This is a genomic window from Nitrospirota bacterium, from assembly GCA_030645475.1.
Lineage (GTDB): Bacteria > Nitrospirota > Nitrospiria > Nitrospirales > Nitrospiraceae > Palsa-1315.
The window spans coordinates 1-12,880 of record JAUSMA010000049.1 but is presented as its reverse complement, the minus strand read 5'-3'; the positions used below and the strand labels follow the sequence as shown (position 1 = coordinate 12,880).

Annotated in this window: 11 protein-coding genes; 4 read left to right on the top strand and 7 right to left on the bottom strand. The window is 55.1% G+C overall.

What is annotated here, in order from left to right; translation table 11 throughout:
* Positions 1 to 245 (top strand): glutathione S-transferase N-terminal domain-containing protein (locus Q7U76_08980; GenBank protein ID MDO8356508.1); only part of this gene is annotated, 245 nt, incomplete at its 5' end.
* Positions 246 to 437: 192 nt separating this feature from the next.
* Entirely contained in the window at positions 438 to 1,709 is a 1,272-nt protein-coding gene (locus Q7U76_08975) for a hypothetical protein (protein MDO8356507.1), read from the top strand.
* 209 nt (positions 1,710 to 1,918) lie between these two features.
* Here the strand turns inward: Q7U76_08975 and Q7U76_08970 are convergent, their stop codons facing one another.
* The 5 genes from Q7U76_08970 to Q7U76_08950 all read right to left on the bottom strand — a co-directional run bounded on the left by Q7U76_08970 (position 1,919) and on the right by Q7U76_08950 (position 10,975).
* A complete protein-coding gene (locus tag Q7U76_08970) occupies positions 1,919 to 2,785 on the bottom strand; it encodes a hypothetical protein (GenBank protein ID MDO8356506.1) in 867 nt (288 codons plus the stop codon).
* 212 nt (positions 2,786 to 2,997) lie between these two features.
* Positions 2,998 to 7,182, bottom strand: a complete 4,185-nt coding sequence (locus Q7U76_08965) for a hypothetical protein (protein ID MDO8356505.1) — start codon at positions 7,180 to 7,182, stop codon at positions 2,998 to 3,000.
* A gap of 158 nt (positions 7,183 to 7,340) precedes the next feature.
* Complete coding sequence (locus tag Q7U76_08960) at positions 7,341 to 7,598, bottom strand: hypothetical protein (GenBank protein ID MDO8356504.1); 258 nt, start codon at positions 7,596 to 7,598, stop codon at positions 7,341 to 7,343.
* A gap of 267 nt (positions 7,599 to 7,865) precedes the next feature.
* A complete protein-coding gene (gene polA / locus Q7U76_08955) occupies positions 7,866 to 10,526 on the bottom strand; it encodes a DNA polymerase I (GenBank protein ID MDO8356503.1) in 2,661 nt (886 codons plus the stop codon).
* 17 nt (positions 10,527 to 10,543) lie between these two features.
* Positions 10,544 to 10,975 carry a PGPGW domain-containing protein gene (locus tag Q7U76_08950; protein MDO8356502.1) on the bottom strand — a complete coding sequence of 144 codons (432 nt, stop codon included), beginning with the start codon at positions 10,973 to 10,975 and terminating at the stop codon, positions 10,544 to 10,546.
* 102 nt (positions 10,976 to 11,077) lie between these two features.
* On the opposite strand from Q7U76_08950, the gene Q7U76_08945 reads away from it, so the two are divergent.
* Both Q7U76_08945 and Q7U76_08940 read left to right on the top strand, forming a co-directional pair.
* Positions 11,078 to 11,431, top strand: coding sequence for a hypothetical protein (locus Q7U76_08945; GenBank protein ID MDO8356501.1), 354 nt, complete (start codon positions 11,078 to 11,080; stop codon positions 11,429 to 11,431).
* A 9-nt stretch (positions 11,432 to 11,440) separates the two neighbouring features.
* On the top strand, positions 11,441 to 11,860 hold the full coding sequence (locus Q7U76_08940) for a hypothetical protein (protein ID MDO8356500.1): 420 nt from the start codon (positions 11,441 to 11,443) through the stop codon (positions 11,858 to 11,860).
* Between the two features lie 143 nt (positions 11,861 to 12,003).
* Here the strand turns inward: Q7U76_08940 and nth are convergent, their stop codons facing one another.
* Positions 12,004 to 12,663, bottom strand: coding sequence for an endonuclease III (nth, locus tag Q7U76_08935; GenBank protein ID MDO8356499.1), 660 nt, complete (start codon positions 12,661 to 12,663; stop codon positions 12,004 to 12,006).
* A gap of 72 nt (positions 12,664 to 12,735) precedes the next feature.
* A partial coding sequence (gene rpsU, locus Q7U76_08930; GenBank protein ID MDO8356498.1) for a 30S ribosomal protein S21 occupies positions 12,736 to 12,880 on the bottom strand: 145 nt, incomplete at its 5' end.

Sequence of the window (12,880 nt, the reverse complement as noted above, 5' to 3'; positions counted from 1 at the left end):
CGCTCTATCATGTTGCTTGGTGTCCCGACTGTGAAGTCGTGCGCGACAAGTTGGCGGACCTCCACATCGACTACGAGCAAGTCATCGTGCCCGACATCCGCCCAATGCGCAAAATCGTCCACGAGGTCTCAGGCCAGTACTATGTTCCCGTCCTCAAGGATGGAGACCAGGTGTTGACGGAAACCGACGACATTCTCGACTATTTGGACAAGACGTACGGTCAGGACCGGATATCCGACGGCTAACAGGCTGAGGGGAAACCCTCGCAGGATGCTCAAACAGGCCGTTCAGCAAGGCCGAAGCGAGCGAAGAGGGGAGGCGTACCCTTGTGGTACGTTGAGCCTCTGAGCGAAGCGAGAACGATGCTGGCGGGCTTTTTCAGCATCCTGCTCATCTTTCGTTGCAGTCCGCGATCAAGATCGGGTATGTAACTCCCCATGCCGATTGAAAACAGTTTCCAGCACGACGAGATGTCCCGGAAAAATCCTGGCGAACGCCTCTCTGTTCGTGAGGTCGCCCCGACCACCCTCTCAGAATCGCCATCCGGACAGGAGGCCATGGCCATTGCCGGCAAACAGCTCTCCCATGCTGGTATCCGCCTCATCGTGTTGCTCCACGGCTCCATCATGGGAACCGATCTCTTCGGGGCTCAACGGCTGGATGAATTGGGCGGGCTCAAACGGGGGTACTCACGCGGCGTGACAGGCCTCGATGCCCTCTTAGCGCTGCTCCGCGACGGCAGCAATGGCATCTCCTCGCTGTCTGGAGGATTGAAGCCACCGCTTGCAAATGATGACGCCACCAAGCGGCTCCTCGATGAGCAGCTTGGGGATGCCGGCAATTTCACAAACGCCTACGTGGAGCAGATGAAACAGTCCCTCAACCGGGGCCTGGATCGTCCGATCTCTTGCATCCGCGAACTCTGGGCCTGTGAGCACCATCACCTAGGCCGCGCGATGGCGGCCATCTCGCTGCTTGGACGCCTGCGCGATTGGATCGAAACCCATAAGCTGGGCCAAGGAGATCGAATCCTTGTCGAGGCTCATGGGCAGGCTGGACTCGTCCTCGCCCTCATCTCGAACCTCCTATGTGTCACCGCGAGCAGCAGCAGGACGCGACTGCTCGACCTCTTGTCGGCGTATGCCTCACAAGTCAATCGACCGGACCTCACCTCGACGATCCAACGAATCACTCCGTTGTTGGCGAATGGTACCCTGCTCAATGGGGCGACGCTGGACGTCGTCACATTCGGCATGCCGGTACGTTACGGGTGGGATCCGTCAGGATTGGGCAAACTCCTGCACATCGTCAACCATCGAAATCTTCGAACCGATGGCAAGACCTGGCTCGCGAAGATGGAGTTGCCCCAGATCACGATGGAAATGCCGATCGCCTGGGGCGGAGATTATGTCCAGGAACTGGCCGTGGCCAGCAGCGATGCCGTGCCGACGACCGAAGCAGCCAAAGCGGCCAATAAAGCCCTGTGGGAACTCGTGGAGCCGCTTGATGGATTCGAACGATGGCTCGAATGTGCCCGCCGTGCCGTCCGTATCCCGAGTGAGGGACTGGGGATTCTCGCCGACTACAAAGATTCCACCGGCTCGACGAATGTGCGCGACCATTACTTCGGCCACGCAGTCTATACGCGCCTCGACACGATGCTCTTCAACACCACTGAAATCGTGCGCACCCTCTACCACGTCCCGTAACCCGCATTATTCATGAGATGTCTTCTGCAAGCGCGGAACGTTGTTCCTGCGTGTGAAGCGTCGTCCGTCCGAAGAAATGAGCATATGGCGTATGGCTTATAGCCAATAGCACATGCGGGAAAGACAGAACATTCTTTGTTCATGCTATACGCTATTAGCCATATGCTCATATCTCCAACGAGGAACGCACTTTCGGGCGCTCCCTCTCGTCACCCTTCCCTGAGTTGAACCGCCAAAGGCTCCCAAGAAAAGATGCCATCCAGGTAAGCATGGCCGTTCGGCGTGGTGGCGACGAGTTCGATCGATTCGTAGATGCTGATCGTCGTGCCGCTGCCGGCTGAGACAGAGACTTGCATCGTGAGGGCTGCGCTCGGCGCGCATGACGCAATGTCCTGATGTGTCCGCAACTGTGTGGGCGAGGCTGACAGGTTGACGAACCGGGCTGGCGGCGCCTGTCGAAACTCGCCATCGTAGGCCACCCACAGTCGCGCAGTGGCCGACACATGGGCATACCACTCATCTCCGACCGCGTTACTTTCAACCCAATTAAACAGGGTGTTCACCCGCGACATGATCGACACCGTCGTCGATTCCAACGAGGCGGGAATCTGCAACTGAGTCTGATAACCAGCATGGACATAGCCGAACGTATCCCAGAACGAAGGATTCGCGCCGACGCGAGCCTGGAGCGATTTATTCGGGAGCACCTGCTCCACGTAATGGGGATTCGCCGCGAGACGAAGATAGTGCGTATCTTCGAGGTATTTAATCTGATCGAGCCTGCACAAGGTTTCATCCCGATCGCCAAATCCGATGGTATTCGGCGCTGAGACACTATCCATTCCGGTAAAGATCAACTTGCTCCAACCGATCGGCGCAATGCAGGTCGCACTCGCCAACCCGTTCAGCTTCTCCAGCACCGCCACACGGCTCTTGATGTCGCCGAAGACCGACTCAAGCCCTTCCTTCGTTCCACGAACCCGTTCGACCAACAATGTCTTTTCGAGCTTCCTCTGCTCCTCAAGCTGCCGCACAAACGAGGCTGTCTGCCGATCGAGTTCCAACACTGGTGCCATCGGATCCCCCTTTTCATGAAAAGTGCTCCAACGAAGATGGAAGCCAAGGGGAGATCAGCAAGAGGGATGCCCCTCCTAACCCCGCGCAAACGCTCTCTAGATACATACAGGCTGAAGGCAGGTACCAACTAGGAGGACAGGTTTGAACGGGATAAGCTGACAGGGGAAAGCCACCGATAATTCTGGGCTCGATGCAATTAAGAGAAAGGTCTCTAGCGTAGAGAGGCATCGAGTACAACGGACTTTACTCTGATTAGATCCTTTGAAAGATCCGCGGCGGTTGTGCTTAGCTGCTGTCTTGCGTCATCAATATTAGGGCAGAGCCTAAGAGCCTGTTTTCTCCTACCATCCCGACCAGACCACTTTGCGCAATTAAACCAGCCCACTAAATAGAGACCATGTTGGCAGCGGTTGTCCTTGAGGTACCTGCCTACTAGTTGATCACGCATTGCATTGTGCAATTCAGGGTTCCAACAGCCCTTGCATTCGATAATGACCGTGACTGAATCATAGGCCTTGCCTGAGCTTTCCAGGATAACTGCGTCCACATGGATATCGGTTCGCTCACCTTTGTGAATACGAACCTCTCGGTTCACGATGACGCCACTTTGCTTCAAATCCTTGTCGAGATAGGTTTTCACATAGTCGGAAAATGCGTCCTCATTTTTCGGCTTAGAGCTGCGCTTGTCAACCTTGTCCCAGAGAAATTGGGCCTCTGGTATCTCTCCCTGTAGCAGAGATTGAAACCGGTCCAATGACTCAACCAGAACCTGAATCAGTTGATCTCCACTCTGCACTAACCTCAGCTCATGATCCGCAGCAAGCTTTATAATATCCTGTGGTCGAGTTGGAACCCACATAGCCCGACGAGCTTCAGCCTCGGCGTCTACCTGGACCCATTTCAGCCAATCAAGTTCCGGCAGCTCTTGTTGAAGCTTCTTGATGGCCTCGCAAGAGCGAACACTTCCTCGATGAGTTAAGAGCTGGATGATGGCGCTTCGCCACATCTCGATATGCTCAAGAGACCCAGCCCAATACGCTTCACCGCTCTTATGTTCGGGTGCTTCGAAGTGACGCGTGAGCCACACGTAAAGGTCAGCAAGTTGGTCTTCATTGAGGCGAAGACCTATTGAACTATAATCAGAGCAAACACCAAGGATGACTTGCTTGCCAAAATCTTCATCTGCCTGCACAGCTGGCCATACTATCGGCCAGCCAACATCTTTTGTATCGAGCATTAATGTTTGCGCTGCAGCAACTGCCCGCGCGCGCTCTGGATCGGCCCCGGGTGGCGGGATCGGAACCAAAGAAGAAGCAAATAACTCTGCTTCCAAATTGTCATGAGCAAACAGAATACTGAGCAACGAGCTCATGGATTTCGGTGTAGCCGCGCTAGCCTTGGCATAGCCCAAGAGTAACTTGGCGATCTCCTCATCCCAGATTCCATTCAGTTCTGTCGCAGTGCCTATCCTCTCTCCCTGTTTAATTTCACTTTCTATCAAGACCTTCGCTGCATCAAGCACGGCAAGTGGAGATTTGCGGTAGGCGAGCTTGAGTAATTCTTCCTTAACGGATCGATCACTGTCGTTATCCAGAAATGGGAAGGCAAGAATAATTGGGCACCATCTTCCAATCTGATCAGCCGACAAGCTTTGCATGACCATGGGCCTAACCTTTTGGAGTAAAGCTACGGCGCTCCACTGCGACATTACCGACCGACTCCATTCCCTTGTCCCAAGCCAATTGGACGCAACGGGAATATCAGATTGAACATACTTCTCTGCCACGCGATCGATTCTTTCTCGGGTTGCTGGATCAGCCGATAGCCAACCCGGTAGTTTCATCACGTCCCATTCAAAACCTAAATTGTAGTCCGTGCTGGCTGACTCTAGAGTCAGCTCATAAGTAACACCCCACCACGCAGCAGGATTACGGTCCTCACACTCCTGAATGGCCCTCGCCAGTCTTTCAGCGGGAGATGGCCTGAGTGGAGGTTTCTCTTTTCGCCTCCTCCATGTCTCTTCTTCCTCATATCGGGCCTTCAGTTGTTGAGCTTGCGCGGAGCCAAAACTTATCGGCTCCCAAAGCGATTTGAACTTGTCCGCAACCAGTGGGTACTTCTTGCCTGCTTCATAGAGCACATCTAAGTGCTCTGGAGACCCGTCGAACAGTCTAGAAAGGAGATCAACCACAACTCTCTGAATTTCTCTATTTAGATTTCGGTCAAGGTATGAACTGAGCCAGTAGAAATCCGCCGACCGTATAATCGGTGTGTGAGTGAATACAAGCCATATGGCTTCACATTCGGGATCCTCCGCCACGACCGAAAGGACTGCCTCAAGCAGCCGATGCCTTTTATCCTCATCTTGCAAAAAGTTGAGACGGTCAGCTTGCTCCATCCTTCCCTTGATCAAATCATCATGATGTTTCAGTCTAGATCCCACAAACCTAGCAAGGGCCTCAGTCACTCCAGGCCCATTCATGTTTTCCCATGCCTTCATTACAACCCCATCCATGAGAGATTCTATAGATGAGTCCATCTCGTGACGTGGCTGTGGCAAACTGGTCACAAATTCGAGAGCTGGGATTAAGTCGTGTTGATCCAGACCTTTAACGAGCTCCGATGAAAGGAAAAGCCGATAAACACCAATGAATCCTTCATTTTTTGGCGGCCTTAGAAGAGGGAATAATTCTCTGGCCGTGATATGAGAAGGCCACAAGGCCCTGAAAACACTACCCTTGAGTTCATCGCGGAGGTCATCGGCATCATCTGAAGAAGCTAGAGGTTTGAGTCTTTTCCTTGTTTGATCGTCGCCTATTCTCCAGATTGCAGACGCAGCTTGTACTCGTGACGCCAGGTTGTCTGAAGTATCAAGAGCCACTTCCAGAAAGACATCGTTCAGAGCTTGGATGTTACAAGATTCTGCGATGTCGATTGCTACGCGCCGTACAATTACCCCCTTTGTCTTATCTGTAATATAAGGACGAAGTTGGTCTGCTAGGCCAGGATGTGCCAGATTCTTGTAGTGCTGATGGTCGCGATCATAGGCGTGTTCATCCTCGTAGAGCTGCAACAACGCCTCGACCAAGGCAGCCCGCTGTGGGGAATCTCCTGTCGCCACCTCACTCCTTAACAACAGATCCGGCTCGGCCTGCACAATGGTTTTAAATATCTCCGGAATCATTCCAGCCAACCACGCAGCCGTCTCACCCAATTGAGGAATAATCTTCTTGTTTGGATCACCTGGATGAGTGATTAGGCTCTTGATTTGAGAAATCGAAACATCGTGTTTCTTCAGATACCATGCAGCCAGAAACTCCGCATAGGTCTGATGCCCCCAACCGATCCGATTCGGACCGCGAGTTGAAAAAAGACCGGTGCCAAGAGTTTCCCGAATCTCTTTTTCGCCTACCTTAAAACGCACATTATCGACTGACTCGGCCCCAGCTGATAATTCTCGGATTTCGACATCTTCGTTAGGAGCCTCAACTGAATTTGCACCTAGATAGACAGCGTTTCGATTCCCAAAAATCATGGTAGCCGCAATTCGAGCTGCCACCACCAGGCGTTGCCCTGCGATAAGTTCCCCTTTATGTCCAGCTGCACCCCGACTTTCGCTCGTCTCGGCAGCAAGTACTCGACATCCTTCCAGATAGAGGGCGGACTGGGAGCGGGGCAGACTTCCCTTCTTCCGATACACCGATAACAGAAAGTTCAAGGTGACGGGCTTGATGGCAAACGGGACGACGGCTGAAGATTCGACTTGGCTAAGAAAGAGTTCTGCATCTAACCCAGAAACACGGGCCGCTTCTTCGACATCAATTTTTCTCAGTGGTGCGAGCACATAATGCTGGACAGCTTCCTTACCCAACCAATCTGCAAGACCATTCTCAAGAAGATCTGGCCACTCTACCGTTCTACAAGCAATTCTGAGGTAAAGGCGTTCAAACGGTAGTTTCTTGAACTCATCTACGAGGCAAGCAGCTAGAACTCTGATCGATAATAAGCCTTCATCCAAACTGTCCAAGAAAAGATGCAGAGTATGTGTGCCAGCTAACCATTCCTTGAAAATGGGGTTTTCAAAGAGGTGAACCGCTAGTCGAGTATCCGTCTGGTAAGAGCGGAGATTTATGAAGAGAGACTTCTCATTTGAATCGTGCTGCCTTTTTCCCCAGACAGATTCCTGCTCCGACAGAATTGTGGACTTCCCCATGCCGGGATCGCCGAGCAAAATAAGTGCCCTCAAACTGGAGATTTCATCGAACGATACGACATTCTTATTCCAGAATCGGCTTGATTGGGAATCAGGGTCAGGAAGGTACCCGTCATCTGCCAGGTTGAGACTAGAGCCTCTTGGATGCCAAAAGCGCTTCCAATGAAAGTGGGTGTCGCTCATGTGCTTAGTCTGATATAGGGATATTGATAAGGGGAGTTATCCATTTTTTGCGGGTGGCGTCGACCAGCCCGACCGCCCGCAGCGGGGTCCCTACACCGGGCGGGGTGCGAGGACGGTCGGGCTGGTCGACGACAGGACCCGCGTCAGAGATGAACTATTCATTTTTTAAAGATCAACCTCGGCTCCGTCATGTTCCCCATCGAGACCGCCACCAGTTCCCACCCGTTTGACCCAAACTCGTTCAACTTAGTTTGCATGTTCTGAGTGTCCGGAAGCACCTCGACGATTCTGTACTGATAATGCTTCGACTCCTGCGCCTTCGCCGCAAATGGCTGGCCCATGAGCAGCAACAGGCCCACCGCACCCAGACCGACACCCGCGATCAACCATGCCCCCGAACGACGTACGTCCTGCATGTCGCACCTCCCGTTGTTCTCTTTTACGGATGGTCCACTCGCCAGTTCTTTCCGACGCTACTATCCAATTTCAACGACACCAAGAGCCCGATGCGCAGCTCCGACTACCGTTTCACTTGGAGTGGCTGGGATGATCCCGACTGCGCGCGTCGAACGAGCACATTCTGATCGTGCGCGTTCCGCGAGCAAAGGGATCGTCCTAGTCACCCCAACCAACCCGCTCGTTCATTCAAAATGCATTGCGTGGCCACCCCGCGATGCTCTCTCTTACGGATGCGCCACGCGCCAGTTGTGGCCTGTTCCCAAATCCACTTTCAGCGGCACCGACAGCCCGATCTTCTTTCCCGTCGCTTCCATCTCCGTTTTCACAAGATGTTTCACCTCTTCCAGGTCCTTCTCCGGGACTTCGAAGATCAACTCGTCGTGCACTTGGAGAATCATCTTCGTATGCGGCATCTCGTGGCTCAGCCGCCGATTCACGTCAATCATCGCCACTTTGATGAGATCCGCCGCTGAGCCCTGGATCGGGCTGTTCACCGCCATGCGCTCGCCGAACCCGCGCTGCACCGGATCTCCGCTCTGCAACTCGGGGATCGGACGACGCCGGCCGAGGATCGTCGTCGTGTAGCCTTTCGTTTTGCCTTCTTCGATATTCCGGTCCATCAAAGCTCGCACGGCCGAAAACTTCTCGAAGAACGTCTCGATATATTTCTTGGCCTCCGCCTGCGTCACGCCGATGTTCGAAGCCAGGCCGAAGGGGCTGATCCCGTACACAATGCCGAAGACGACCGTCTTGGCCACGCGCCGCATGTCTCGCGTGATCTGACTGGAGGGCAGACCGAAAATCTCCATGGCCGTCGCCATGTGGATGTCTTCCCCCTTCGCAAACACCGCGAGCAAACGCGGATCTTGCGACAGGTGCGCAAGGATGCGCGGCTCGATCTGGCTGTAGTCGGCGCAGAGCAGGGTGTGACCAGGTGGCGCGATAAAGGCTTCTCTGATTCGTAATCCGTACTCGCCCTTCACCGGAATATTTTGCAGATTTGGTTCGGTGGAGGAGAGCCGTCCGGTCGCCGCGACGGTCTGATTGAGCGAGGTATGGAGCCGCTTGGTCTCCGGATTCACCAATTCCGGTAACGCATCCACATAGGTGGACTTGAGTTTACTCAAGCTCCGATAGTTTACGATCTGCGCGGGCAGTTCGTGCTGTGTGGCGAGCTGCGTGAGCGTGTCTTCATCGGTCGAGTAGCCGGTCTTGGTCTTTCTGATCGGCTTGAGCCCCAACTTCTCGAAGAGCACCGTGGCGAGCTGCTTCGGCGAATTGATGTTGAACTCGCCGCCGGCCAATCCCTGAATCGTCTCGATCATCTTGTCGAGGTCATGCTCCAGTTCTTTGCTGAGCCTCTGCAACCCCTCGACATCCAACAAGAACCCGTTCCGCTCGATCTCCGCCAAGACCGCCACCAGCGGCATTTCAATTTCGTGAAAGAGCTTGAGGCTGCCCTGTTCCGACAGTCGTTCTGTCAAAGGCTGGGCCAGCTTGGCCAAGACCGACGCCGCCTCTGTCGCCTCCTCTTGTGACCCGGTATCCTCGGCATCGAACAGCGATTTCGGCGCAGCCTTCTCCTTCTTCCCTGTCCCAAGCCGATGGTCCAGCAGTTCCAACGCGATGGTTTCGAGCTGGTGATCGCGGCGGTTGGGATTGAGCAGATAGTCCGCGACCATCGTGTCCAGGTAAGGGCCCGCGAGGGTCACGCCGATACGGTGAAACACCAGCAATGTCGCTTTCAGGTCATGGACCACCTTGGTTCTCGTGGCGTCGTGCAGCAAGGCAATGATGGACCGCATATAGGCATGGACGTCGAGCGGAATGAAGGCGGTCTTCTCTCCGGTGGACAGCGCGATGCCCTGCACCTCTGCCTGTGCGACGGGCCCAGGGGTCAGCAGACATTGCAGGCCGAGGACGCCGCCCTTCGGCAAGCTCTCCACAAATCGCTGAGCAGAGGGTTCATCCTGCACGAGCGCCGTCTCCACCACCTCCTTCTCAGCCTGTGTGAACGAGGATTGAAACGTCTTCAGTAGCGAGGTGAATCCCAACTCACGCAAGAGATCGGTGAGCTGGTCCTGATGCGGCGGTTTCAGATGATAGGTCTCGGGCTCGAATGGGATAGGGCTATCCAGCTGAATGGTCGCCAGCCGCCGGCTGAGGCGGGCATTCTCGGCTTGATCGATCAAGAGGGCTTTGATCCTGGGCGGCGTCACTTCCTCGACACGCTGGAGCAGTTCTTCGATCGTGTTGAACTGGGCGATCAGCTTCATCGCCGTCTTTTCACCGATGCCCTTCACGCCGGGAATATTATCTGCGGCATCGCCCATGAGCCCCATGATCTCGACGACGCGCGCCGGCTCGACGCCGAAGCGTTCACGGCATTCCGCTTCACCCAGCCATTTGTCTTTCACCGGATCGTAGATGCGCACGTGAGGCGTCAGGAGCTGGAACATGTCTTTGTCGCCGGTGACGATGACGACGTCGAAGCCGGCCTGTTCGGCCTGATGCGCGAGTGTGCCGATCAAATCGTCCGCCTCATGCCCGGACTGCCGGACGGCGGGAATATTGAGGGCATCCACGACACGATGGATGTAGGGAATCTGGGCGCTCATGCCGTCCGGCATCGGTGGCCGCTGCGCCTTGTAGGCGGTGAATTCCGCGTGACGCAACGTCGGACCCTTTTCGTCGAATGCCACGACGAGGCCGTCCGGCTTCTTCTCGCGCATAATCTTCAGCAACATCGTCGTGAAGCCGAGGATGGCGTTGGTCTGGAGGCCCTTGGAATTATTCATCGCCGGGAGGGCGAAGAATGCACGATAGATATAGGCGCTCCCATCGATCAGATAGAGCGTCTTGCGGTTGGATTCGAGGCTCGGCATGGTGTTGGAAAACGGCGTTAGGGATCGGGCGCTAATGTCAGCGGTGGTTTATCGAACTTGTGACGCATAGAATTGATGATGCCCAGCAGGGTCGGCTGGCCGACCATTTTGGCCTCCAATTCGCGCTTTCTGGGGAAATCCATGAGCGACACCCCGACCAGCATCGTCAGCAGGCCCTGCCCTGGCAAAAAGAGCATGGCGAAGCCGGCCAAGAGGAATACGACGCCGAGGACGTTCTTGACGACCAGCCCCAACAGGCGCAACACGGGATGATGGTCTTTCATCCAATGGCGGGGAGTGCGCGTGTCAAAATAATCGGCCGGCAAACGGACCAGAATCAGCGGAATGGCAATCAGCGAGCCGATAAAGCCTATCGCCCCAGCCACGGCGAGACCGATCAGCACATCGACCGGAATCCATTGCTGAATTGTTGCGAGTAGGCCATCCATGGGACGCGCATCCTAACATGCGACCTTGAGGCACTCAAGCCAACGACCGAGTGGGATCGACGGTTTACGGCGCCTTTCGCAACGGGCTATAATCTCTCTACTATGTCACCCCGCTCGCCCGTCACAACTCTCCTCAGTCGCTTGCTCGGAGTGGCACTCCTAGGCGCGGGGGTTTTCACGATTCCCTCCTCCGTTCTCGCATCCGACGATCTGCACATCGAAATTACGAAAAAGGGCCTGGGCAAGGAAGTCGTCATCACGCAAGGGACCCGCGAGTGGTTCATGCTGATCGAGGTGACACCGGAAAATTCCGTGGTCCTACGGCAGGAAAAAGAGCAGGATCGGTATCTCGTGGACGAAAGTGAAACCCATGACCGCCCCATGACCCTGGGCGAAGTCGATGCGGCGATTGCCGATTATGTGAACAGCGTCAAAGCGCGCGCCCCAAAGAAATAACGACCACCGATGCCACCTCAACCCAAGTTCGTCATCTTCGCCCATCACGCCACCTACGATACGCTGCACCAGGTCGCAACCCTGGGACTCACGGCCGCGGCGATGGGAAAAGACGTGATCGTGATTCTCTTGTTCTGGACGATCAAGAAACTGGCCGAGGGCAACATCGACGCGATCGACTTTCCGCCGGAATATGCGTCATCGGCAGACGAGGTCGCTCGATTATTGAAAGAGAAGAAGGTCCCGAAGATTTCGGAAATGTTTCACGATGCAAAACACGTCGGGAAGTTTCGCCTGATCGCCTGCAGCGCTGGCCTGGAATATATGGGCGTGGACAGCGCCGCCGTCACAAAGAATGTCGACGAAGTCATGGGACTCCCTGCCATTATCAACCTCACATCTGGCGCGGAAACGACGCTCTTCATCTAGCAGACTGCTGCAAAGTCCCCCCAGCTTCGTTCTCGCATCGTTCAGCCCCTCAACGTACCATCCGGTACGCCTCGGACCTTCACTCGCTGCGGCCTTGCTGGACGGATTTTTGAGCAGCCTGCGGGAACGAGCCATGTGCTCGCCTATCGTGATTTCTTCACTCCAACCCGATCGCAATATTCTGTGAGTTTGCACTTGCTGCAGAACGGCGAGACCGGCTGGCAGAGGTGCTGGCCATAGGGGACGAGCAGATCGTTGAAGGTAATCCAATGTTGCTTGGGAAGCTTGTTGCGTAGCGCCACTTCGGTCTCCTCCGGCGTCTCTGTCTTCACATAGCCCCAGCGATTGCTGATTCGATGGACATGGATGTCCACACAGATGCCTGGCTTGCCGAACGCGACCGTCACCACTAAATTCGCCGTTTTCCTGCCGACCCCTGACAGCGTCACCAGCTCATCGATGGAATCGGGAACGGCGCCTCCATAGACCTCCAACAGCCGACGGCAGATCGCATGAATGGATTTGGCTTTCGTCCGGTAGAAACAGACGGGGTAGATGGCTTGCTCGATCTGCTGAAGCGGAATGGTCAGCATCGTGGCAGGCTGATGCGCGAGCGCATAGAGCCTGGCGCTGGCTTCACCCGTCGTTTTATCTTTGGTCCGGAGGCTGAGCAGACAGGAAATGAGAATACGGAATGGATCCCGATTCGACTCGCGAGCCACGACGCCGAGGACCGGTTCCTCCCACTGCCGAATCTCGCGCTTCACGATGCGAAGCGCAGCAGTGACTTGATCCTGGCGCATGGACAAGGAAAGTATATGGGGCCTATAAGGAGTGCGTACTACCAACCGAACGGGCAAACCCGTAGAGAACGCTTACTCTGGCTTACGCTTCGCCAACCATTTTTGACGCCGACGCTGTGCCTCGCGCTCCTTGGCTTTCTTCCTGACGCTCGGCTTCTCGTAAAACCGCCGACGCTTCAGTTCCCGGAAGAGGCCTTCCCCCGCGAGCTTCTTTTTG

What these genes read in the sequence shown, in the direction of transcription:
- Q7U76_08975 (MDO8356507.1), top strand. Translation starts at nt 438, where the DNA reads ATGCCGATTGAAAACAGTTTCCAGCACGACGAGATGTCCCGGAAAAAT.
- Q7U76_08970 (MDO8356506.1), bottom strand. Translation starts at nt 2,785, where the DNA reads ATGGCACCAGTGTTGGAACTCGATCGGCAGACAGCCTCGTTTGTGCGG.
- Q7U76_08965 (MDO8356505.1), bottom strand. Translation starts at nt 7,182, where the DNA reads ATGAGCGACACCCACTTTCATTGGAAGCGCTTTTGGCATCCAAGAGGC.
- Q7U76_08960 (MDO8356504.1), bottom strand. Translation starts at nt 7,598, where the DNA reads ATGCAGGACGTACGTCGTTCGGGGGCATGGTTGATCGCGGGTGTCGGT.
- polA (MDO8356503.1), bottom strand. Translation starts at nt 10,526, where the DNA reads ATGCCGAGCCTCGAATCCAACCGCAAGACGCTCTATCTGATCGATGGG.
- Q7U76_08950 (MDO8356502.1), bottom strand. Translation starts at nt 10,975, where the DNA reads ATGGATGGCCTACTCGCAACAATTCAGCAATGGATTCCGGTCGATGTG.
- Q7U76_08945 (MDO8356501.1), top strand. Translation starts at nt 11,078, where the DNA reads ATGTCACCCCGCTCGCCCGTCACAACTCTCCTCAGTCGCTTGCTCGGA.
- Q7U76_08940 (MDO8356500.1), top strand. Translation starts at nt 11,441, where the DNA reads ATGCCACCTCAACCCAAGTTCGTCATCTTCGCCCATCACGCCACCTAC.
- nth (MDO8356499.1), bottom strand. Translation starts at nt 12,663, where the DNA reads ATGCGCCAGGATCAAGTCACTGCTGCGCTTCGCATCGTGAAGCGCGAG.